We start from the raw sequence: 22,561 nt of genomic DNA, 5'->3' as shown, positions 1-22,561 counted from the left end.
CATGCAGCACATGACTACCGCACAGATCAGGCAAGCGTTTTTAGACTTTTTTGCCAAACAACAACACCAAGTTGTGCCTTCAAGCTCGTTGATCCCGGGCAATGACGCCACTTTGTTATTTAACAATGCAGGCATGGTGCAATTTAAAGATGTTTTTCTAGGGGCTGAAAGTCGCCCATACAACAGAGCAACCAGCTCACAACGTTGTGTACGTGCCGGTGGTAAGCATAATGACTTAGAGAATGTGGGCTATACAGCACGCCACCACACTTTCTTTGAAATGCTTGGTAACTTTAGTTTTGGTGATTACTTCAAACAAGATGCTATCAAGTTTGCTTGGCAGTTTTTAACTGAAGTACTACAGCTACCAAAAGAAAAGCTGCTAGTCACCATTTATCACACCGATGACGAAGCTTTCGACATTTGGAACAAAGAGGTTGGCATGCCAGAAGATCGTATCGTTCGTATCGATACGGCTGATAACTTCTGGTCTATGGGTGATACAGGCCCATGTGGTCCTTGCTCTGAAATTTTCTACGACCACGGTGAACACATTTGGGGCGGACGCCCTGGCACACCAGAAGAAGATGGCGACCGCTTTATCGAGATCTGGAACCTAGTATTCATGCAATACAACCGTCATGCTGATGGCACGATGGAACCACTCCCTAAACAGTCTGTTGATACTGGTATGGGTCTTGAACGTATCTCTGCGATCATGCAAGGGGTGCATTCAAACTACGAGATTGACCTGTTCCAAGGCCTAATCAAAGCCGCTGCTGAAGTAACTAATGCGCAAGACCTTGAAGACAAGTCTTTACGCGTTGTGGCGGATCACATTCGTTCATGTGCGTTCTTGGTATCTGATGGTGTGATGCCTTCAAATGAAGGTCGTGGTTATGTACTGCGCCGTATTATTCGCCGTGCTGTTCGTCACGGTAATAAGCTAGGTGCAAATGGTGCGTTCTTCTACAAGCTGGTAGCGGCGCTGATCGAGCAAATGGGTCAAGCGTACCCTGAGCTTGCGAAACAACAAGCTATTATTGAAAAAGTGTTGCGCATAGAAGAAGAGCAGTTTGGCAAAACTCTAGACCGTGGTTTGGCTATTTTAGAAGAGAGTCTCGCTGATATTAAAGGTGATGTGATCCCAGGTGAACTGGTTTTCAAATTGTATGACACTTACGGTTTTCCAGCAGATTTAACAGCGGACGTGGCTCGTGAGCGTTTCATGACGATTGACGAGCAAGGCTTCCAAGAGTGCATGGACGTTCAGCGCAAAAAAGCGCAACAAGCAGGTAAATTCGGTGCTGACTATAACGATAAATTAAAATCAGAAAAAACCACTGACTTTAAAGGTTATGATTCTGAGCATTACACAGGCACTGTGGTTGAGTTATTCCACGAAGGTAAGCCTGTATCTATGTTACAAGACGGTCAGCAAGGTATTGTGGTACTTGACCGTACACCGTTTTATGCGGAGTCAGGTGGTCAGGTTGGTGATACTGGCTCATTAACTGTCACTGGCGGCGAGTTTACGGTAACAGATACGACCAAGCTGGGTAATGCATTTGCTCATCACGGCACAGTGACTGGAAGCATCAGTATTAATGAAAAAGTTGATGCGCGTATCGACGCACAGCGCCGTGAAAGCATTAAGAAAAACCACACTGCAACACACTTGGTACATGAAGCTCTGCGTCAGGTATTGGGCGAGCATGTGGCGCAAAAAGGCTCTTTAGTAATGCCAGATCGTCTACGTTTTGACTTCTCACATTTTGAAGGCGTTTCTAAAGCACAGCTTCGTGAAGTTGAAGACATGGTGAACGCGCAGATCCGCAGTAACTTTGCACTAAACACCGAGCTTATGAATATCGATGCTGCGAAAGAAAAAGGCGCAATGGCACTATTTGGTGAAAAGTACGACGATGAAGTACGCGTTGTTTCAATTGGTGACTACTCAATTGAATTATGTGGTGGTACACACGTAAACCGCGCTGGTGATATTGGTCTATTCAAAATCGTATCCGAAGGCGGTATCGCGGCGGGCGTGCGCCGTATTGAAGCGGTCACAGGTGTTGAAGCAATTAACTATGTTGCAGAGCAAGAACAGCAATTAAGTGAGATCGCAGCGCTGGTTAAAGGTGACATGAGCAATGTGCTGGAGAAAGTGGCCAGCTTACTTGAAAAGAACAAAGGACTTGAAAAGCAGATTTCGCAACTGAATGATAAGCTGGCCAGCGCTGCTGGTGCATCATTGTTAGAGTCCGCTGTTGACGTAAATGGCATCAAACTGTTGGTTGCAAACGTGGCAGGTACTGAGTCTAAAGCGCTACGCGGTATGGTTGATGACTTGAAGAACAAGATGGGTTCAGGTGTTATCGCACTAGGTGTTGCTGATGGTGACAAAGTAAGCCTAATCGCAGGTGTAACCAAAGACCTTGTTGGTCAAATTAAGGCTGGTGAACTTGTAAATCACATGGCTGCACAAGTGGGTGGTAAAGGGGGAGGTCGTCCTGATATGGCCCAAGCTGGTGGTTCAGAACCTCAGCACCTAGATGCCGCATTAGCAAGTGTTAATCAATGGGTTGCAGAGAAAACTCAGTAACTCGTGGCGTTAATCGTTCAAAAATTTGGTGGCACCTCGGTAGGCTCACTAGAGCGTATTGAGGCTGTCGCTGAACTCGTCATCAAGACCCAACAACAGGGCCATCAGGTTGTGGTTGTTGTCTCAGCCATGTCTGGCGAAACCAATCGTTTACTAAATCTAGCCAAGCGAATAGACAGTACACCGAGCGCTCGGGAGTTAGACGTGCTGCTAACCACGGGAGAGCAAGTGAGCGTGGCGCTATTGGCAATGGCAATTATTAAACGCGGTCATTCAGCTGTTAGTCTATTGGCTGATCAGGTGAGTATTAAAACGGATAACATGTCTGGTCGTGCTCGCGTAGAGCACATTGATACTGAGCGGCTACATCAAGAGCTTGAACACAATCGAATCGCAATCATCGCGGGTTTTCAGGGTCGCGATGGCGAAGGGAATATCACCACTTTGGGGCGAGGTGGTACAGACACCACGGCGGTGGAGGTAGCCGGTGTGCTACAAGCCGATGAGTGCCAAATCTATACCGATGTCGATGGGGTATACACTTCAGACCCGAGAATAGTGGCAAATGCACGCCGATTGCCTGAAATACATTATGCAGAGATGTTAGAACTCGCCAGTCTCGGCGCTAAGGTGTTACACCAACGCTCAGTGGAAGCTGCAAGTCGTTATCATACACCGTTACGGGTGTTATCCAGTTTTAAACCTGACAAGGGAACTTTGATTAGCTATAAGGAAGGGTGTGTGTCAAATAATCCAGTAACAGGCATAGCCAATCAAGAAGCGGTGTATTATCAGTTCACTACGAGTAATGTGAAAATGCTCAGTCAGCTTTTGATGGCATTGGCAAAATTACAAATAGAAGTTGATATGTTACATCAATGGTGTCGCCAAGTAGGGATTTTCGACTATGCTTTTACTGTGCATAGCAATGATCACCTAGTTGTATTGGAGGTATTGCAGTCTGCGCCATTTGCACAGGATATCAACGAAATGACATTTGAGCAGGGCTTGGTAAAAGTCTCTGTTGTTGGTTTGGGTATAAAGTCTCACCCGCAAATACTTGCGGAAACTTTAGATGCGTTAGCGTATGAAGATATTTATCCCAAGTTAATGAGTACAACCGAAATTAAAGCTTCGATTTTAGTGGCAGAACTCGACCTGCAACGTGTTGTTAATAGGTTGCACGTAACATTTTTGCCTTAAAGTGCTACAAAGCTCGGTTTTTTGCTTACTTTTACGCTCACTTTTCATTAAAATGGCGAAGACGCGGAATCTTTTAATTATTGGAATACAGGAGCAAGAGAATGCTAATACTAACTCGTCGAGTAGGTGAAACCCTAATGATTGGTGATGAAGTTACCGTTACAGTACTAGGCGTAAAAGGTAATCAGGTGCGTATTGGTGTAAATGCACCAAAGGATGTGTCAGTACATCGCGAAGAAATTTATATGCGTATACAAGCTGAAAAGTCGAGCCCTTCTGGTAATATGTAGGCCAACAGCTTGTAAAGAAATATAGCCACAAAGTGGCTATATTTTTGTCTTTTCTAAAATAAAATCAAAGGCTTGCTGGCTAATTGCTGCCTGAGAAATATACTGCATTCCTCGCTTTGTTTTTAAGACAACACCCTTATCAGTCTGCTCAGCTGCTACTATTTCACTCCAGAGAAATTGATACTGCTTATATGGGTTAACCGCCTTAATACCGTCATTATCTATATCTAAAACCACTAAACTGCCCGCGGCTCTACTGAGCATTTGTCTGGCAACCCACCAAGGTTTTCGATAAACAAAAGCCACGACCTCAAGCACAGCCATTAGGGCTAAAAAACTTGCCAAGTACTGGTTTTTCACCACCACCCACGACAAAGTGGCCAACACTATTAGAAATACTAATAGAGGGTACTTAGGTTTTGCTCTATCACTTAAGGGTAATGATTCGTCAAAACATTCTCTAAAGTATGCTTTATCTAGGGTGAATTTTTCCCTGAACATTAACAACTCCGAATTATCTAAAACGCCGCTATTGTAGCTTATTGCGCTGGGTAAAACAGTCTAAAGCTAGCAACTCAATAATGTACGATGTAAAGCAATGAAAATAACTATTGGTATTACCAATTTCACTGTAAATAAAAGGTTGTTTTCATCAGGGTTAAGACGTCCTTAAAAGTAATATTGTGTGACACTATTTTGAATATTTTTCATATTTATAGCAGAAATATGACGGATGTTCGGTTGTTCTTTGTGTAAGTGGTTGAAAGTGCTTACGTACTTTGCTTGGTATTACCAATTTACAATGTTATTTACATGTCACATTGTTTTGTTATGATGGTGCATAAATATTTATAAAAAGCGATTAATAAATCGTGATGTGTCATAAAGCGCATCATCCAAGGGGAGAGCAGCATGGATATCATGAGCCTATTGCTACAGGCAGCCAACTTAATGCTGACAGGTATGGTTGGGGTTTTTATCTTTTTGTCGATTTTAATTTTTGCGGTGAAGAGTTTGGAAAAACTATCAGACCCGCAACAGCCAGAAGAAGTCGCAACACGTGCACCTAAGAAATCCTTTTCAGGTGTTTCAAATGCTCATATCGCAGCAATTACAGCAGCTATTGCACAGTACAGAACAAAAAAATAACAGGGGCCTACTATGTCACAACTAAAACTCACCGAGCTGGTATTACGTGATGCGCATCAGTCGCTACTCGCAACACGGATGCGTTTAGAAGATATGCTACCAATTGCAGAGCAACTCGATAAAGCAGGTTATTGGTCTGTTGAGTCATGGGGCGGTGCTACATTTGACGCATGCATTCGCTACCTTGGTGAAGATCCTTGGCACAGAATTCGTGCGTTAAAAGAAGCGATGCCTAACACCAAGCAGCAAATGTTGTTGCGTGGCCAAAATCTACTGGGATACCGTCACTATGCTGATGATGTGGTAGAAAAATTTGTGCAGCGGGCGCATCAAAATGGTGTGGACGTGTTTCGTATTTTTGATGCGATGAACGATATTCGCAATCTAGAAACAGCCATTAAAGCCGCGATTAAAGTTGGCGCACATGCCCAAGGCACAATTTCTTATACCGTAAGCCCTGTTCACACGTTAGATATGTGGTTAGAGCAAGCCAAGCAATTGGAAGCCATGGGGTGTCACTCAATTTGTATCAAAGATATGGCGGGACTATTAAAGCCGTACGATGCAGAGCAGCTGATCAGCGGTCTTAAAAGCACCGTGTCTATTCCAATCGCAATGCAGTGTCATGCCACAACGGGGCTGAGCACCGCAACCTATCAAAAGGCCATTGATGCGGGAATTGATATGCTAGATACCGCAATTTCATCAATGAGTATGACTTATGGTCACAGCGCCACAGAAACCATGGTCGCTATCACACAAGGAACCGCTAGAGATACAGGTTTAGACCTTGCTGAGCTCGAAAATATCGCCAGTTATTTCCGAGAAGTTCGCAAAAAATACGCAGCGTTTGAAGGCAGCTTAAAAGGGGTGGACGGGCGAATTCTGCTGGCACAAGTGCCCGGTGGCATGTTGACCAACATGGAAAACCAGTTGAAAGAGCAAGGAGCTGGAGACAAGCTTGATGCGGTGTTAAAAGAGATCCCAAGCGTACGTGAAGATTTAGGCTTCCTACCTTTGGTCACGCCTACGTCACAGATAGTTGGTACGCAAGCCGTGTTGAATGTGCTAACAGGAGAGCGTTATAAAACCATCACCAAAGAAACTGCCGGTGTGCTTAAAGGTGAGTATGGTGCAACTCCTGCCGCCGTGAATACTGAACTGCAACTTCGTGTGCTCGACGGTGAGCAAGCAATTACCTGTCGTCCAGCAGATTTAATTGAGCCGGAGCTTGAGACTCTAGAAGCTGAGCTACTGAAGCAGGCAAAAGAAGATGAAATCGAGCTTGCCGATGCACAAATCGACGACGTATTGACCTATGCATTGTTCCCGCAAGTGGGTTTAAAATTCTTAAAAAACAGAAACAACCCAGATGCGTTCGAGCCTAAGCCTAGTTTGGTAAAAGCGCCCAGTGAGAGCGAAAAGCAGACAACGAAAGCTGCCAAAAAGTCAGCAAGTGCGGCAGAGCGTTATAGCGTACAAGTAGATGGCAAAGTCTATGATGTGGTTGTGGCACCAGGTGGAGAGCTTAAAGAAGTTAAAGTACAAGACAGCGAATTGATGCCGCAATCGGCTTCGGTTAGCTCATCTGAAACCATGAATGCACCGCTTGCGGGCAATATCTTTAAGATCAAGGTAAAAGCGGGCGATCAGGTAGATAAAGGTGACGTCGTACTGATCATGGAAGCGATGAAAATGGAAACCGAGGTCAGGGCAACACACTCTGGCACTGTGTCTCAAGTATTAGTCAAAGAAGGCGACTCGGTGGCAACCGGTGAAGCTATCCTGGCATTGTCGTAGGAGAGAGACATGGACGGATTGTTGAATCTGTGGCAGGCCACAGGGCTTGCCAATTTTACGCTGCCTGCACTCGCTATGATGGCTGTCGGGTGTGGATTATTGTACTTGGCGATTGCCCGAGGGTTTGAACCGCTGTTACTCGTACCTATTGGTTTTGGTGCCATCTTAACTAATATTCCAGTGGCGGGTTTGGCTCAGCCGGGTGGATTACTTTATTACGTCTATTACATCGGGATAGATAGCGGTGTGTTTCCGTTGCTTATTTTTATGGGGGTCGGGGCGCTAACTGACTTTAGCGCGTTGATAGCCAACCCAAGGATGTTGTTGTTAGGCGCTGCTGCGCAATTTGGCATCTTTGCCACCTTGTTCGGTGCGATTGCATTAAACTTTGTGCCTGGGTTTGAGTTTACTCTCAAAGATGCATCCGCCATCGCAATTATCGGTGGCGCGGATGGCCCGACGGCAATATTCCTAGCATCTAAACTTGCGCCAGAGCTACTCGGTGCAATCGCTGTGGCGGCATACTCATACATGGCTTTGGTGCCTATTATCCAACCGCCGATTATGCGTGCGCTCACCACGGAGCAAGAGCGTAATATTGAGATGCCACAACTAAGACCGGTATCCAAGAAAGAGAAGATCCTCTTTCCACTGCTGGTGTTGAGCTTAACTATTGTATTTTTACCAGCGGCAACACCGTTAGTTGGCATGTTTTGTCTTGGCAACCTGATGCGCGAATGTGGTGTGGTAGATAGGTTGAGTAACACCGCGCAAAACGAGCTTATCAATATCACCACTATTTTCTTAGGGTTAGCGGTTGGTTCTAAGTTGGCCGCGGATCAGTTCTTAACAGTTGAGACAATCGGCATTTTGGTGCTGGGCGCACTGGCATTTTCAATTGGTACGGCCTCGGGTGTGTTTATGGCAAAAGCAATGAACCGTCTGTCGAGTAACCCAATCAATCCATTAGTGGGAGCGGCGGGGGTATCAGCCGTACCTATGGCTGCTCGTGTGGTAAATAAAGTTGGCCTTGAGGCAAATCCGCATAATTTTTTACTGATGCACGCAATGGGCCCCAATGTGGCGGGTGTATTGGGCAGTGCTGTTGCTGCGGGGATTTTGCTGGCGCTGGTTGGCTAAGCCTAATAAATCAGTTCACTTCCAACCGACTGCGCAGCGAAAGCTGCGCTTTTTTTGTGGTTATGGTTCGTGTTATAACGAGATAACACGAACCAATAATCTGCTAGCTCATGAATATTATCGTTATTTTAGTTTCTTTAGTGGTTGCGTTACTGATCTTAGTGCCCTTGCTAGAACGCTACCAACACACACTCGGATTACATAAAATGCAGCGCTATAGCAAATATGTTTTACCTTTGATCATGGCTTCATTGATCATCAAGCTGTTATATATGCTTTGGTATGAGGGCTAGTAAGCTGTGACTGAGGTTGTTAAAAAGGGCGCTCTGCGCCCTTTTTTATTCTTCGTCTGGTGCAGGCGTTTGTAGATAGTTTTGAATAAACAGGGTTGCTTGTGTGTACACTTGGTCAAGCCCATCACGTAACGCTATCAGCGTATCTGACTCCAACTGTTGCGCTTTACATTGCGCTTCAAATTCGGTGGCAGCCTTAGCCACTTGTTCAGCACCAATTGTATTTGAGATTGACTTGAGCTGATGACAAGACTCCACGATTGCATCTTGATCCATTGAGATCACTGCGCCATATATTTCTCGTGTCAGCTGGCTACTTTGCTCTAAATACATTCTGAAGAAGCGACGCTGCTTTGCCTCGTCATAGTTCACGTACTTACTGAGTGTTTCTAGATTGATAGGGCAGCTGTTTGTACTAGGTTGCAAGTCATTCGTTTGCTCAGTAGCTTGTGCCTGTTCAGTAGCGGCCTCTGGGTGTGGCTTTTTGCTGGCCACGCTATCTAAGTACTTTTGTAATGTGGCTTCTAACACATTGAGTTCAACAGGCTTGGTGATGTAATCGTTCATACCCGCGCTTAAACATCGCTCTCGTTCGCCTTTTAGGGCATTGGCAGTGACTGCGATGATGTATGGTTGAGCATTGATGTCATCGCTTTTTTCAGCCAAGTCGCGAATTTCTTTGACCATGTCATAGCCTGACATTCTGGGCATATGTAAATCGGTCAGAATGATAGGGTAGGTGCCGCTTTTCCAAACCTCTAGACCTTGCTCACCATTTTCAGCCACTTCAACGCCATAACCGAGTAGGTGTAGCTGATCTACCAACACTTGTTGATTCAGAATGTTATCTTCAACTAACAATACCAGTCGGTTTTGTTGTTTCGCCTGCTCAACGCTTAGGTAGTTATTGAGTGTACGGGTGGGCTTAAGTTGCTTTGGTTGATGTAACCCAGCTGCAACAAGCACAGCGGTCATAAAACTGGTTTTACACAATGGTGAGGCATTGAGGTAAAAAATGTTTTTATGGTTGATAGCGGCTTCATCCATGGTGCTGAGCACAATGACTTGCTGATTGTTGTTCTCAAGCGAGTAAAGCAGTGAGCGGATTTGATCGTTTACATCGGCCATGTTTTCAAGTCCATCAAGGACCCAAATGATTGACTGCTTATGTTGAAAATCATCGGCGTCGTCAAATGAATTATGGGTTGTAGTTTTTGCCCCCATAAACGACAAGTAGCGTTGTAGTATCTTTTGGCGGTCACGGTTGTCTGTGATCATGACCACTTCTTTTTGATTGAGCACACTCTTGTTCACGTGTTGCACTTGGCCGTCGGTGCTAAAGGGCAGTTCAACGATAAATTCACTGCCCATGCCGATGTCGCTAGAAACATGAATGGAGCCGAGCATCAGCTCGATTAAACTTTTACAAATGGATAGTCCCAGCCCAGTCCCCCCAAACTCACGGGTAATACTGCCCTCGGCTTGAATAAATGGGTTAAAAATTTCTCTAAGTTGCTTTTGATCCATGCCTTTACCGTTGTCGCTTACGGTAAAGCGTAAGGTGTAATGCTCTGAGGTGTTCTGAGCCACTTCAGCAGAAATTCTAACAAACCCTTGCTTGTCTTCATCTGTGGTGGTGAACTTAATGGCGTTGCTGCACAGGTTATACAGTACTTGGCGAACTCGCACTGTATCGCCAACTAAGTTGTTGGGAATATCAGGGGCAATGGATAGTTGTAGGTCTAACTTTCTTTTTTTAGCAACCGATGACAGCACACGAGCCACCTCTTCTACGGTCTCGGTCACTGAAAATGTGCGGCTGTCGATTTGTAATTTACCTGCTTCGATTTTTGAAAAGTCTAGAATATCATCCAAGATACCCAATAAAGAAAACGCCGAGTCTCTAATAATGGTGCTGAGTCTGTGTTGTGCGCCATCCAGCTCGGTTTGCCTCAATAGATCAATGGTGCCAATGACGCCATTCATAGGCGTTCTTATCTCATGACTCATGGTGGCAAGGAAGGTGGTTTTTGCTTCACTAGCACGCTCAGCGTTCAGGGTGGCCTTTTCAAGCGCCAGAGTACGCGCCTGCACTTCTGTTTCTAAACTGGTTTGTAATTGCTTAAGTTCTTTATGAACTTCTTGGTCACTCTCAATCACAGACTGTATTTGATTGAGCAACTGATTGATAAGGCCTGCAATGTGATTAAGACCAAAACCCAATTGTGATGAGATATGAGCATGATAGTCTTGGCTGTTTATAATGCTTTGTAGTTCTTCTTGCAGTTGTTGATTGTGTTTAACTAACTCACTTGCCACGCGGCGACTGCTAAGCCAAGCCATCAACAGCGCAACAAGAGCGGCTAAAATAAAGCCCGCATAGCCAAGCCATATCAATGATGAACTACTCGTACTTTGATAGCGTAATATAAGCTCACCGACAAGTTGCCCATCAAGGTGCAAAGGCTGATGGGTCACTACGGTGTTGTTATCATGGCGAGTATCAACGGTAGAAAGGGTGCTTGGTACATCGCTTGATGACTGATAAATAATTTCAGGTTTGCTGGCACCAGTATGACTATATAAGTAATACTGAATATCATCGGTAGCATACTCAACGCTGGCTAGCATTTTTTTCGCATCGTCAAAACCTGACTTAACCATCAAGCTTGCCAAAGGTGCGGATAGCTTAGTTGCTTGAATATCCAGTTGTGGTGCTTTTTGAGTTGTGGGTATAAAAAAGCTGGCAGTGGCACACATTGCGCCGGTTATTAGTGCCGTAATGATAATTAACGGCATCAGGCTCGGTATTTTTATTTGCGAAGCATTTTGCATTATTGAAGTGTTCCAGTCTTTGCTATTCTGCGCTGAATAGCTCTAAAGCATACTACTTATCCAATCGTAACACTGTATATCTACAATTTCTCTACGTTTTTAGCTGCTAACGCTGTCGGTGCGATTTTACTATGAACAAGTATGTTTCATTCATTATTGACCAAAGCTTAGGCAAAAGAGTGTATTTTTGCTCACTCTGTCTGAAAACTGTGCAAACGCACGCTGGTTTTAAAAAAAGGGTTGACTTAAAAGGGCAAAACCCTTTTAATACGCCGAACGCCCAGACAGCGAAGTGATTAAAACTGCTCAGGGTTGTGTTGAAAAGTATTTTGCCCAGATAGCTCAGTCGGTAGAGCAGAGGATTGAAAATCCTCGTGTCGGTGGTTCGATTCCGCCTCTGGGCACCATCTTTCGGTGCGCCGACTTAGCTCAGTTGGTAGAGCAACTGACTTGTAATCAGTAGGTCATCCGTTCGACTCGGATAGTCGGCACCATTTCCTCGCTAGGAATAAAAACATAAGCAAAAAATTTTAATCTAGGTGGTTCAATTAGTTGAACGGTTTAGTGTAGTATTGAAAATCCTATTTAGAGTGGTTTTCTTTAAAAGTATTTTTGCCCAGATAGTTCAGTTAGTAGAGCCATTCGGGATAGTATTGAAAATCCTATTTAGAGTGATTTTCTTTAAAAAGTATTTTTGCCCAGATAGCTCAGTCGGTAGAGCAGAGGATTGAAAATCCTCGTGTCGGTGGTTCGATTCCGCCTCTGGGCACCATTATTAAGTGTGCCGACTTAGCTCAGTTGGTAGAGCAACTGACTTGTAATCAGTAGGTCATCCGTTCGACTCGGATAGTCGGCACCATTTAATTCTTAAGCAAGCCAAAATCTTGTTCAAGTACTCACCCTAGAGTCACTTGACATAGTGTTTATGCCCAGATAGCTCAGTCGGTAGAGCAGAGGATTGAAAATCCTCGTGTCGGTGGTTCGATTCCGCCTCTGGGCACCATCCCCTCTCGCTTAGCGCGCATTTTAAAAATACCGTTTCCTACAAAAACACTCTTTTTCTACAAAATCTATTGTTTTGTACTGTGTGCGTATGGAATTGGCTATTTGACAGAGTTATACCTCTTTAAATTAACCTTTATATTTACTCAGTAATTAACCAGAACTGCCTTTATGTAGGGTATTGCGGTGTCTGCAATTCAAGAAATACTGGCTTCTTAAAGTTGAGGGTAGTGGCTTGTATTTGCTATCTCATTAGCTTCTCAAGTAAAGGAAAGTTTGTTAATGTAAGTTGAATATAAATACAAAAGCGATATCACACGGATAGCGGTAATTTATGAACTTTACACTCCCATCTTTCAGGCAGACTAAGAGTATGTTTTTTTATTTTGTGAGCTTTCCCTATAACACTGGGCCAGCGAGCACTCCACGTTTAATCCTCTAAATCAAGCACATACGCTGCGCCTGAGGCATTGCCTTTGTCGTCGCGGTGGGGAGTGGCGATGATGGCTTTGTTGTTTGACAGCGCAAGGTTCCAGCCGAATCTGTCTTGTGGTTTGGCGTCACTGGCGAGTATTTTAGATGAATAACGCCATTGGCCGTGTTGTTTTTTGAAGATATACAGTGCGCCGGCGTTGTCGCCTTTGGCATCGTGATGCATGGCACTGATGAGGGCAGTGTTTTGATTAAGTGCTACGCCACGGGCAAATCTGTCGTCTGCTTTACCATCGGGGGCGATTAACTTTTGGGTTTGAGTCCAGTGCCCTTTTATGCGCTCAAAAATATAGGCTGAACCGGCATCGGTGCCTATGCCCTCAACATCGTCGCGTCTTGCGGAGATAAGCGCTGTGTCGCCAAACAGAGCAACTCTCACACCAAAAATATCGGTGTTTGCGCCATCGCTGGCCATCAATTTTGCTTGATGCTGCCATTGTTTGCCGTCGAATACGTAGGCATAAACAGCACCGGCTTTTTCGGCGCGTTCGTCATTTAAATCAGCGCCCACTAAAATGGTATCACCGTCGATTGCTACACTGATGCCAAACAAGTCGCCAGCGGCACCGTCTTTTGCTGTAAGTTTGCTATGAAAGCGCCATGCATTTTTGTCGCGCATGAAGACGTAGGCAGAACCCGAGTCCTTGTGTGGTGCATCACTGTGGGGCGCGCCGATAACCACAAAGTGCTCACTCAGGGCTATGCTTTGGCCAAAAGCGTCGCCCGCCTTGGCATCTGTGGCGGTGAGTATTTGTTTTTGTGACCACAAGTTGCCCTTTTGCTCAAACGCAAATACCGCACCGACATCTTCACCCTTATGGTCTCTTCTACTAGCCCCGAGCATGGCGGTATGGTTTTTAAGTGCCACATTGCCACCAAAAGTATCACCCGCATAAGCGGGGGTTGCGATGAGTTTTGCGTGCTGTTGCCAACCTGTTTTACTAAGTGTGTAGACATAGGCCACGCCTGAGTCTGTGAGATTATTCGTGTTTGCTTTGAGGGCACCAACTAACGCAGTAGTGCCATCTAACGCAACGCTATAGCCGAACTGGTCTTCGGCTTTGCCATCATCAGCTAACAACTTGTGTTGAGCCCCTAAGCTTTGGCAAGTTACTAGCAAGGTGAAACAAGATAACAATTTAACAACAGCAGCAGATTTCATGCTTACATCCTTGTGCTTGATATGGGGAAAATTGTCACTCTATGCAACTTATATCGGCTGTACAAGCAATACTTTGTAAAGAAAAGCTAAGATGATCAATGTGATGGCGGCTACCTCTCGTATCCTGCTAATTCAGCATAGCCTTTAGAGGAGCTTTGGTAATGGTATTATTTTGCATGGATGGGGGAGTCTGACAGTGCAACTTGTCATTGGCTAGGTGATTTTGTGCCACCAATAACACCATCAAAAGAGCGAGACATGGTTTAAGTGCGTTGAACCTGCATTGCTATTTATATGCCAAAAGTGGTCTTCACAATTTGCATGTGACCCTTGACTAAAGTAGTGAATGGCTGGGTAAAAATAAATAAGAATTCTGATTCATAAACTTACCCATATTTTTAGGCCAGCTCTCAATGAGTCACTTTTTTGATCCTGCGCAGTAGTTTCACATTTATGAAAATAATCTGACTCTTTATCCTTGAGGTTTTCGCAAATGGCCTCAATACTGTAATTGAGGTAAACAAGAAAAGGATAAATATATGAAGATAAATCTATCGGGCCACCATGTGGATGTAACAGATGCAGTAAGAGCTCACGTTCAAGAAAAGTTTGCCAAAACAGCGACTCATTTTCCATCGCTATTGTCACTAGATATCATTATAAGTAATGAAAACAAAAAGTTTTATACTGAAATATCGACTACGTATTCAGGCGTACGCATTGCCGTTAAGGGGGAAGGGGACGTAATGTATCCAGCAATTGCGAACGCTGCTAAAAAATTAGATGCCTCACTAAAACATAGAAAAGGGCAACTAAAAGCAAATTTACATAGTAAGCCGGTGAGTACCACACCGGAAATCGCACACGAAATAATTCAAGAGATGGATTTACGTTAGGTAATAATGCCTGACGTGATATCAGCAAAGGGGGCCTTAACAGGCCCTTTTTTTATGCTAGACTGGGCAACAGTCTCACCCATAATAAAGTAGTTTAAATGACCGATTATCAAGCTGTTTTAGATACCGTGTTCTCGCATGTGCAACCCTTGTTACACTCAGGTAAAGTGGCCGATTATATTCCAGCACTGGCTGAGCAATCTCTCGGTCAATTTGCCATGGCACTGCACACCAATGATGGGCAAACTTTTACTGTGGGTGACAATCATGCGCGTTTTACGGTGCAATCGGTATCCAAGGTCATGACTTTAACGATGGCGTTGCAGCGCTATGAGGATGAACTTTGGCAAAGAGTGGGTAAGGAGCCATCAGGCACCGCGTTTAACTCGCTAACACAGCTTGAGTTTGAAAACGGTATTCCTCGTAACCCTTTTATAAATGCTGGTGCAATTGTTACTTGCGATGCGCTTTTTTCTCGTTTAGGTGCACCCATTTATACCATGCTAGAGCAATATCGCCGTCAGTCAGGTAATGATAAAGTGGTGATCAACAAAAAGGTGGCGCAATCGGAGTTTGAACACCGCTTCAGAAATGCGGCGATGGCGTATTTAATGAAGTCGTTTGGTAACTTTACCAATGAAGTTGAAGAAGTGCTTTGGTGTTATTTCAACTACTGCGCGATTGAAGTGAGTTGTGTCGAACTTGCTCGTACTTTTTCTTACCTTTCCAACCAAGGGTATTGTGCTCAAAGCCAGCAGCAGCTACTTAGTGCAAAGCAGACTAAACAGCTAAACTCACTGCTATTTACCAGCGGCCTTTATGATGCCGCAGGAGACTTTGCTTATCGAGTGGGAATGCCGGGTAAATCGGGAGTGTCGGGTACGATTATTGCGGTTGTGCCTGAGAAGTTTACCGTTGCAGTTTGGTCCCCTGGGCTTGATAAGTTTGGTAATTCTGTTGCGGGAATTGCAGCTTTAGAGCGCCTGTCTGAACAGTTAAATACTGCTATTTTTTAGCGGTATTTAACGCAATCAGTTGAAGTAAGACTATTTCAAACCACTTCAGAATACACTTTTTCAATAAAAATCAAAGTAATGTGAAACCTTGCTAGCCACTCACTAGTTTAGTATTTCAGTAACAGCTAGTACAAACCTTTCCTCTTGTTTGCGTGTAATGCGCTGTAATTCCCTAAAATTAATGTTGTTGGCACAATGCTATTGGTGCGATTTTTTGAATGTCGTGATCTTTTGGTGGGTAACTACACGGGGTTGCCTAATCTTGGTTGAGCATTGAGTACAAAAACTACAGCTATTTTGAGAACAGTCAAAAAAGTAAGCAATTGCAGCTACTAAATATTTAGTGTTTTTTTTGTGGTTGACTAGACTGAAGGTGTAGTAATGAATACTGACTGAATCATTAGCAATGACTCGCTTTAGTCAAGGACCCTTTAAGCTAGGCAGCGATAAATGGAAAAAAAACAAGAAATTAATGAATCAAAATTGGGCTATGCAGATCCGCAAGTAGACGATCTGCTAAAACACTCTATAAGAACTCAGCTCGAGTCTTTATTAAAATCAAAATTAACCACGAGCCAGCGCCTACAGTTATTGCAAAAGAGTTTTGTAGAGGCGATCACGCTGGTACTTAATGACACAAAAGTAGAGCACCAACAGTTAACTAAAGCATTTGAAGCCATGTACGATCAGGCTGTTCAGTCTATGGCTTTGGCAGAACTTAGCCAAGAGGTGCTGACCCGCCAGTACATTTCTGCCACCGGCTTGATAATGTCGGTGCAAAACTGCAAGCACACCATTAAAGATGTTTACCGAATTCAAGGTTACGCGCGGGGAATTGACCGAGCGATCGCGGGCAAGTTACAGAACAACCCCTCTATAACGATTCTATATCCCGCTTGTGGCCCCTTTGCTCCGTTACTACTGCCTCTATTGAGTTATTACAAAGACAGCCAAAGCTATACGAGCGAACAGATCAAGGTCATATTAGTAGATGTGCAACCAGGTGCTGTGCTGACCCTACAGCAGCTCGTAAAAGACCTGCAATTAGAAGACTACATTTCGCAGATAGTAGAAGCGGATGCAACCGAGTTTGTTCCAGATACAGGAATCGACCTACTGGTGCTTGAGGCAATGCAGCACGGTTTTACCAAAGAAGGGCAGTTGAGTATTGCTAAGCATTTAGTGCAGTTTCTTAATATTGATGGTTGGATGATCCCGCAACATGTTTCGGTCAGAGGTATGATGGTGATTGGTGAAACTGAGTTTAACCAGCAGTGGAAGCAAGTTGACTATAGCCATTCAATGAATATGTCTAGTGAGGCCCAACAAGACCGAATTGAGCTGGGTGAACTACTCAAGATTAATAAATCTACCTTGTTGGAGATGCAAGAACTTGAGCTGCAAGATGGCATCAAAGTGATACCAGCAAATCAAATTGTATTGCCCACAGATGTTGCAGATATGAGCAAACGTATTTTTGCGGTATATGCTCACATCGAAACGTTTGCTCAAGAAGGGATTGGTCAATATGACTCTGGGATAACGCACCCTCGACCTGACACAAGCGTGTATATCGACCTTAAACCAAAAGATATTGAGCACACACATTTTGTGGCCAACAGTGGCGACACCGTGCAGTTTTATTATCAGCTCACAGGTCTACCTGGCTTTGTGCCGGTAAAAGTGTTGGAGGCATGATGCAAAGATTCGCACTATTTACTGGCAGTTGTCAGAGTATTCCAGCGATACAATATCTACACCATTACAGCAAACTTGCTTGCGTTGTGCTGGTGGATGCAGAACCCTCACCTGATTTAGCACAATTACAGTATTGGTTGCAGCAAAGTGGCATACCAGCAATTTCTTATAGTAAGCGTGATGACGCGGCCTTAATCGCAAAACTGGATGAACTGGCGGTAAACCGAGGTCTGGTTTATATGTTCAGACATAAATTTCGCAGCAAACTGATTCAGTACTTTAATGGTTACTTGATGAATATTCACCCCAGTCCGCTGCCTGAGTATCGCGGTCCATACCCACTTTATTGGCAGCTTCGTAACGGTGAAGAAGCGACCAAAATAACGCTCCATCAAGTGAGTGAATCGATTGACTGCGGCGATATAGCTACCCAGATTGATGTCCCAATTCACCCGTTCGATACCATGAACTGCTTACAACAAAAAGTATCGCAAGCGCTGCCACAATTGGTTGATACCTTGTGTCGGCTGGATGAGCAACAAACCCTTAACTGGCGCAAGCAGGGCGAACAAGCAGAAAAAACAGCCCCAGCCGTTGAGCAAAAACTGTTTGCAGTTAATTGGTACAAACAGACCGCAAAGCAAGTGGTTGATATGGCACGTGCAGGTAATGTTGATTCTGGGTGTGCCATTTTTGCAGTCGGTCAAGACCAGTTTCAACTGCTACAAGCCAGCAAAGTGGACTGCCAGCTAAACGGTATACAGTCAGGAACGGTGCTTGAACTAGACAGACATCGGGGTCTAATCATTAAAACCATTGATGGTGCGGTGCGCCTTGATGTTATTGGTACGCAGCAGGGATTGTTTGACGGATATCGTTTTGCAACCTTGTTTGGGTTGGAAGCGGGTATGACGTTGTCGGGTAGGTGATAGGGTAAGTCGCCTAAATCGACAAGGTTTGCCAGCTTACTTTGGGAGAGCAATGTTAAGGAAAAACGGTAAATAGATGTGTGTGGGTATTATCGTTTTTAGTTACAACAGTGCTTTGAATTTTACTTCAGATGCGAGTTAACGAATGAAGATAAACGTAGATATTACCAATCAATACGGATACGACATCGCGGTCTACCCCTATAACAATGGGGCGCTGCCGAGCAATGATAAAGCTGAGATTGTCGGTAAAAGTGAGGGAAAAGGCTCATTAAGTGTTGAACGCTCAGAGTCAGGGATTATTGATATTCCGGGCATGGGAAGCGTGTTAGTGCAGTTTATGGGTGAACAAAAACTCTCTGAATACCACGATAAGTTTTGTGAGCATCCAGATGATTTTGATAAGTGTGAGCAAATGGTGCTGATCCGCTATAAAACGTCTGAATTGTACTGGCGTTTTCCAAGTTCAGCAGAGAATGCGCAGGTGACTTTAACTGTAAATGATGTGGGTACTGTGTGTTTAGGTAAAACATCGACAGGCAGCGTGCGTCAAGTTGCCTTACCTGAGTTATTTGTGCCGCCAGTATTTTCGGTGAACCCAATGGCTGAGCCACAAGATGAGGCTCAGCAGCCTGAGTAAACAAACCACACAGGTTTTTTAGCAAGTAAACTAAGTTTTTGTAAACAATAGAGTTGATGTGACACACGAGAGTCGTTATAGCAGTCCGCCTGTCACTGATAAGTAATATATCAATTTAAGAGGACTAATTATGTCAGCAGATTCATATATCGGTACGATGCGACCTTTTGGCGGCACTTTTGCAATTCGCAATTGGTCAATTTGTATGGGGCAGTTACTGGCAGTTGCTGAAAATACAGCGCTGTTTTCTTTACTTGGAGATTTGTATGGTGGAGATGCTCGCACCTCGTTTGGCGTTCCAGATTTAAGAGGGCGTAGCCCAGTTGGTATGGGAGTCATGCCTGGGGGGAGAGACTATAGATTAGGCTTTCGTTTTGGTGTAGAAAACGTTGCGTTGGGGATAACGCAATTGCCAGCACACACACACAGTGCTGCGTTTATACCTTCAGGTGGTGGCGTTACAGGCTCTCTTCAGGCAGCAACAAATAACGGTAACACAAATACCCCAGACGCCACTGCGTACTTAGCGGGCAATACAAATACCTCGATGTACTACAAGCAGCAAGGCCTATCGCCAGCACCTACATTAACTGAGTTAGCAGGGTTAAGTGTTGATGGTGGTAGTGCTGGGGGCAGCGTAGTGGTCAGTGATACAGGCGCTTCAGAGAGCTTTAGCATTCTCAACCCATTACAAGTTGTGAATTGGCAAATTGTATTGGATGGTATCTATCCATCACGCAATTAACAAAGGCATAAACAGGTTTTATGGCTCATATCGTAAAACCTGTTTTTAACAGTATTTTGATTTGTGGCATTTCAGAGTCAAATAACGATTCGAACTTTAAATCAAAACGCTTTTTGAATCCTGGGTACTGTGGAATATACCAAATCAGTCATTTGGAGTGGAACATGAAGTTGAATCGAATCACAGCCGTTATTAAGGGGACTCTTTTTTTAGGGCTATCTTTATCCTGTTTGTCTGCTATTGGTGCGAGCATAGACTATAAAGTGAAGTCAGGTAGTGGAGTTGCAAACGTTTCGCATACAGATAGCTCCGTCACATACTTGCTAGATGCGGGTACAGCGACTTCCTATACGTCGTCAACGATGACTGTGTATGGAGGCGCCGCAGCGGCAGCAGACGACTATATCAATGGTTCGCCTTCAGGTGACCCTGGTGGGTATATTTTCTATACCAGTGATTCTAGCAATAACTTTAGTTTTGATTCAATTTCCATTTACCCTAATTTACAAATAGCAAATGATAATTATCAGATCCTCTTGAAAGGGTATGATGGAGGAACTTCTGAAACGCCCGTGACCGCTACGATTACCGTACCTCAAGGAAACGCTGCAGATGTATTTACGATTACACGAGACACTGATTTTTCAGGCAATGACTGGCAAAACGTTGATACGGTGGTATTAGAGTTTTATGACTCGTTTAATAGTGTTTACGACAACCGATTTGCAGTAGATACGATTACCTTTTCCGCTGCGGCTGATAGCACTCCGCCTACAATTAGTGAGGTGACAGCGGTTACTACACCAACAAACGACAACACCCCCAATTATACGTTCACGACTGATGAGGCGGGCACTTTGTCGATGGGAGGTAGCTGCGGTACATCTAGCTCGACCACAATCAGCACCACAGGCAACCAAACCATAACTCTAACTCAAACAGATAACAGCACAGCTCTAGCCGATGGCACCTTTAGCGACTGTACGGTCACTGTGACAGATGCTTCAAGCAACGCCAGCAGTGCTTTAAGCATTACCAGTTTTACGGTAGATACCACAGCGCCAACGGTAGCAGAAGTGACCGCTGTGACGACACCAACGAATGATACAACACCAAATTATACGTTTAGCACTACAGAAACTGGCACCTTGTCAGTTGGTGGGAGTTGTGGCACATCAAGCTCTACGACTATTAGTTCGACAGGCAACCAAACCATCACTTTGACTCAAACAGATAACTCGACAGCGTTAGCTCAAGGTACGTATAGCGACTGTACCATTACAGTGACAGATTCTGCGGGCAATGCGAATACAGCGCTGGCAATATCCAGCTTTACAGTGGACACTACCGCGCCAACGGTAGCAGAAGTTACTGCAGTAACAACCCCAACTAATGACAGTACGCCAAACTATGCTTTCAGTACGACAGAGACTGGCACGTTAGCTGTAGGTGGGAGTTGTGGTACATCAAGTTCAACTACAATTAGTTCAACTGGCAACCAAATAATTACTTTGACTCAAACGGATAATTCAACGGCATTAGCGGATGGTACATATAGCAACTGTACCATTACCGTGACAGATTCTGCGGGCAATGCGAATACAGCACTGACGATATCCAGTTTTACGGTAGATTCTACGGCTCCGACGGTTGCGGAAGTGACCGCAGTGACGACACCAACGAATGACTCAACACCTAACTACACGTTTAGCACTACAGAAACAGGCACATTGGCTGTGGGTGGAAGTTGTGGCACATCAAGCTCGACCACAATCAGCTCGACAGGTAATCAAACTATCACCCTGACTCAAACTGATAATTCAACGGCATTGGCCGATGGTACGTATAGTGACTGTACCATTACAGTGACTGACTCGGCGGGGAATACAAATACAGCGCTGAGCATATCAAGCTTTACTGTAGATACATCTGCACCTACGGTTGCAGAAGTGACCGCAGTAACGACGCCAACGAATGACTCAACACCGAACTACACCTTTAGTACTACAGAAACAGGCACATTGGCTGTGGGTGGAAGTTGTGGTACATCAAGCTCGACTACGATCAGTTCGACAGGAAATCAAACTATCACCCTGACTCAAACCGATGATTCAACGGCATTGGCCGATGGTGCGTATAGTGACTGTACCATTACAGTGACTGACTCGGCAGGGAATACAAATTCAGCTTTGAGCGTTACTAGTTTTACAATAGATACGACAGCACCTACGTTTGATGGTGCAAACTCAACACCTAACGACAATGCCACTGGTGTGACAGCGAGCGATAATATTGTTGTCGACTTTAGTGAAAATATCGTTTTGGGAAGCAATAGCATTACAATTCGTAATGTAAGCGATAACAGCGTGTTTGAATCATTTGATGTAGCAACAACAAGTGACGGCACCACTACCACCCCAGGTGCAGGCCGTATCGGCATTACCAATGATAAAATTTATATTAACCCAACCAGTAATTTAACGGGAAATCGCAGTTACGCAATTCGCATTGATACTAACGCGGTAGATGATACCGCGGGCACTGACTTTGCTGGTATCAGTGACGACACCACTTTTAATTTTACGACTGCCAACACAGAACCCGTTGTTGATTTAGACTCAACAAGTGGCAGTGATGACAGCAGTGCATCGTTCTCTGAAGCTGGT

General features: G+C 44.5%; 17 protein-coding genes and 5 tRNA genes. 19 read left to right on the top strand and 3 right to left on the bottom strand.

What is annotated here, in order from left to right:
* The first annotated feature begins 1 nt into the window (after position 1).
* The 3 genes from alaS (at position 2) to csrA (ending at position 4,098) form a co-directional block, all read left to right on the top strand.
* Positions 2-2,605: an alanine--tRNA ligase gene (alaS, locus tag L1070_RS19260; RefSeq protein WP_237126773.1), complete on the top strand. Its 2,604-nt coding sequence runs from the start codon at positions 2-4 to the stop codon at positions 2,603-2,605.
* A 3-nt stretch (positions 2,606-2,608) separates the two neighbouring features.
* Positions 2,609-3,808 carry an aspartate kinase gene (locus L1070_RS19255; protein ID WP_237126772.1) on the top strand — a complete coding sequence of 400 codons (1,200 nt, stop codon included), beginning with the start codon at positions 2,609-2,611 and terminating at the stop codon, positions 3,806-3,808.
* 101 nt (positions 3,809-3,909) lie between these two features.
* Positions 3,910-4,098, top strand: a complete 189-nt coding sequence (gene csrA, locus L1070_RS19250) for a carbon storage regulator CsrA (protein ID WP_070983872.1) — start codon at positions 3,910-3,912, stop codon at positions 4,096-4,098.
* Positions 4,099-4,134: 36 nt separating this feature from the next.
* Here csrA and L1070_RS19245 read toward each other — a convergent pair whose 3' ends face one another.
* The gene (locus tag L1070_RS19245) at positions 4,135-4,599 is read right to left on the bottom strand and encodes a YcxB family protein (RefSeq protein WP_237126771.1); all 465 of its coding nucleotides are present in this window, start codon (positions 4,597-4,599) and stop codon (positions 4,135-4,137) included.
* A gap of 411 nt (positions 4,600-5,010) precedes the next feature.
* Between L1070_RS19245 and L1070_RS19240 the strand changes: the two genes are divergently transcribed.
* The 4 genes from L1070_RS19240 (at position 5,011) to L1070_RS19225 (ending at position 8,480) form a co-directional block, all read left to right on the top strand.
* Positions 5,011-5,247 carry an OadG family transporter subunit gene (locus tag L1070_RS19240; protein WP_070983874.1) on the top strand — a complete coding sequence of 79 codons (237 nt, stop codon included), beginning with the start codon at positions 5,011-5,013 and terminating at the stop codon, positions 5,245-5,247.
* Between the two features lie 12 nt (positions 5,248-5,259).
* Positions 5,260-7,047, top strand: coding sequence for a sodium-extruding oxaloacetate decarboxylase subunit alpha (gene oadA / locus L1070_RS19235; protein WP_237126770.1), 1,788 nt, complete (start codon positions 5,260-5,262; stop codon positions 7,045-7,047).
* Positions 7,048-7,056: 9 nt separating this feature from the next.
* Positions 7,057-8,187, top strand: coding sequence for a sodium ion-translocating decarboxylase subunit beta (locus L1070_RS19230; protein ID WP_070983876.1), 1,131 nt, complete (start codon positions 7,057-7,059; stop codon positions 8,185-8,187).
* A 110-nt stretch (positions 8,188-8,297) separates the two neighbouring features.
* The gene (locus L1070_RS19225) at positions 8,298-8,480 is read left to right on the top strand and encodes a hypothetical protein (protein ID WP_237126769.1); all 183 of its coding nucleotides are present in this window, start codon (positions 8,298-8,300) and stop codon (positions 8,478-8,480) included.
* A gap of 45 nt (positions 8,481-8,525) precedes the next feature.
* Here the strand turns inward: L1070_RS19225 and L1070_RS19220 are convergent, their stop codons facing one another.
* Complete coding sequence (locus L1070_RS19220) at positions 8,526-11,315, bottom strand: hybrid sensor histidine kinase/response regulator (protein ID WP_237126768.1); 2,790 nt, start codon at positions 11,313-11,315, stop codon at positions 8,526-8,528.
* 331 nt (positions 11,316-11,646) lie between these two features.
* On the opposite strand from L1070_RS19220, the gene L1070_RS19215 reads away from it, so the two are divergent.
* The 5 genes from L1070_RS19215 to L1070_RS19195 all read left to right on the top strand — a co-directional run bounded on the left by L1070_RS19215 (position 11,647) and on the right by L1070_RS19195 (position 12,318).
* Positions 11,647-11,722, top strand: a tRNA-Phe gene (locus L1070_RS19215).
* A gap of 11 nt (positions 11,723-11,733) precedes the next feature.
* Positions 11,734-11,809 (top strand) — tRNA-Thr (locus L1070_RS19210).
* A 202-nt stretch (positions 11,810-12,011) separates the two neighbouring features.
* A tRNA-Phe gene (locus L1070_RS19205) sits at positions 12,012-12,087 on the top strand.
* 11 nt (positions 12,088-12,098) lie between these two features.
* Positions 12,099-12,174 (top strand) — tRNA-Thr (locus L1070_RS19200).
* A gap of 68 nt (positions 12,175-12,242) precedes the next feature.
* A tRNA-Phe gene (locus L1070_RS19195) sits at positions 12,243-12,318 on the top strand.
* 429 nt (positions 12,319-12,747) lie between these two features.
* On the opposite strand, the gene L1070_RS19190 is transcribed toward L1070_RS19195, so the two are convergent.
* Positions 12,748-13,971, bottom strand: coding sequence for an FG-GAP repeat protein (locus tag L1070_RS19190; RefSeq protein WP_237126767.1), 1,224 nt, complete (start codon positions 13,969-13,971; stop codon positions 12,748-12,750).
* Positions 13,972-14,510: 539 nt separating this feature from the next.
* On the opposite strand from L1070_RS19190, the gene raiA reads away from it, so the two are divergent.
* From raiA to L1070_RS19155, 7 genes are all read left to right on the top strand, one after another.
* Positions 14,511-14,867: a ribosome-associated translation inhibitor RaiA gene (gene raiA, locus L1070_RS19185; protein WP_237126766.1), complete on the top strand. Its 357-nt coding sequence runs from the start codon at positions 14,511-14,513 to the stop codon at positions 14,865-14,867.
* A 98-nt stretch (positions 14,868-14,965) separates the two neighbouring features.
* Entirely contained in the window at positions 14,966-15,883 is a 918-nt protein-coding gene (gene glsB, locus L1070_RS19180; RefSeq protein WP_237126765.1) for a glutaminase B, read from the top strand.
* A 450-nt stretch (positions 15,884-16,333) separates the two neighbouring features.
* Positions 16,334-17,581, top strand: coding sequence for a hypothetical protein (locus L1070_RS19175; protein ID WP_237126764.1), 1,248 nt, complete (start codon positions 16,334-16,336; stop codon positions 17,579-17,581).
* Positions 17,578-18,510: a formyltransferase family protein gene (locus tag L1070_RS19170; RefSeq protein ID WP_237126763.1), complete on the top strand. Its 933-nt coding sequence runs from the start codon at positions 17,578-17,580 to the stop codon at positions 18,508-18,510. Before L1070_RS19175 ends, L1070_RS19170 begins: the two co-directional genes overlap by 4 nt.
* 145 nt (positions 18,511-18,655) lie before the next feature.
* Positions 18,656-19,150, top strand: coding sequence for a hypothetical protein (locus L1070_RS19165; protein WP_237126762.1), 495 nt, complete (start codon positions 18,656-18,658; stop codon positions 19,148-19,150).
* Between the two features lie 130 nt (positions 19,151-19,280).
* Entirely contained in the window at positions 19,281-19,895 is a 615-nt protein-coding gene (locus tag L1070_RS19160; RefSeq protein ID WP_237126761.1) for a tail fiber protein, read from the top strand.
* Positions 19,896-20,059: 164 nt separating this feature from the next.
* The coding region (locus tag L1070_RS19155; protein WP_237126760.1) for an Ig-like domain-containing protein at positions 20,060-22,561 on the top strand (2,502 nt) is incomplete at its 3' end.

The organism is Pseudoalteromonas sp. MMG022 (assembly GCF_021654245.1).
Classification (GTDB): Bacteria; Pseudomonadota; Gammaproteobacteria; order Enterobacterales; family Alteromonadaceae; genus Pseudoalteromonas; species Pseudoalteromonas amylolytica.
Note: the sequence above shows the minus strand (reverse complement) of the source record. Positions and strands in the feature narration are given on the sequence as shown.

Coding starts and splice junctions, on each gene's coding strand:
- alaS (WP_237126773.1), top strand. CDS start 2: ATGCAGCACATGACTACCGCACAGATCAGGCAAGCGTTTTTAGACTTT.
- csrA (WP_070983872.1), top strand. CDS start 3,910: ATGCTAATACTAACTCGTCGAGTAGGTGAAACCCTAATGATTGGTGAT.
- L1070_RS19245 (WP_237126771.1), bottom strand. CDS start 4,599: ATGTTCAGGGAAAAATTCACCCTAGATAAAGCATACTTTAGAGAATGT.
- L1070_RS19240 (WP_070983874.1), top strand. CDS start 5,011: ATGGATATCATGAGCCTATTGCTACAGGCAGCCAACTTAATGCTGACA.
- oadA (WP_237126770.1), top strand. CDS start 5,260: ATGTCACAACTAAAACTCACCGAGCTGGTATTACGTGATGCGCATCAG.
- L1070_RS19230 (WP_070983876.1), top strand. CDS start 7,057: ATGGACGGATTGTTGAATCTGTGGCAGGCCACAGGGCTTGCCAATTTT.
- L1070_RS19225 (WP_237126769.1), top strand. CDS start 8,298: ATGAATATTATCGTTATTTTAGTTTCTTTAGTGGTTGCGTTACTGATC.
- L1070_RS19220 (WP_237126768.1), bottom strand. CDS start 11,315: ATGCAAAATGCTTCGCAAATAAAAATACCGAGCCTGATGCCGTTAATT.
- L1070_RS19190 (WP_237126767.1), bottom strand. CDS start 13,971: ATGAAATCTGCTGCTGTTGTTAAATTGTTATCTTGTTTCACCTTGCTA.
- raiA (WP_237126766.1), top strand. CDS start 14,511: ATGAAGATAAATCTATCGGGCCACCATGTGGATGTAACAGATGCAGTA.
- glsB (WP_237126765.1), top strand. CDS start 14,966: ATGACCGATTATCAAGCTGTTTTAGATACCGTGTTCTCGCATGTGCAA.
- L1070_RS19175 (WP_237126764.1), top strand. CDS start 16,334: ATGGAAAAAAAACAAGAAATTAATGAATCAAAATTGGGCTATGCAGAT.
- L1070_RS19170 (WP_237126763.1), top strand. CDS start 17,578: ATGATGCAAAGATTCGCACTATTTACTGGCAGTTGTCAGAGTATTCCA.
- L1070_RS19165 (WP_237126762.1), top strand. CDS start 18,656: ATGAAGATAAACGTAGATATTACCAATCAATACGGATACGACATCGCG.
- L1070_RS19160 (WP_237126761.1), top strand. CDS start 19,281: ATGTCAGCAGATTCATATATCGGTACGATGCGACCTTTTGGCGGCACT.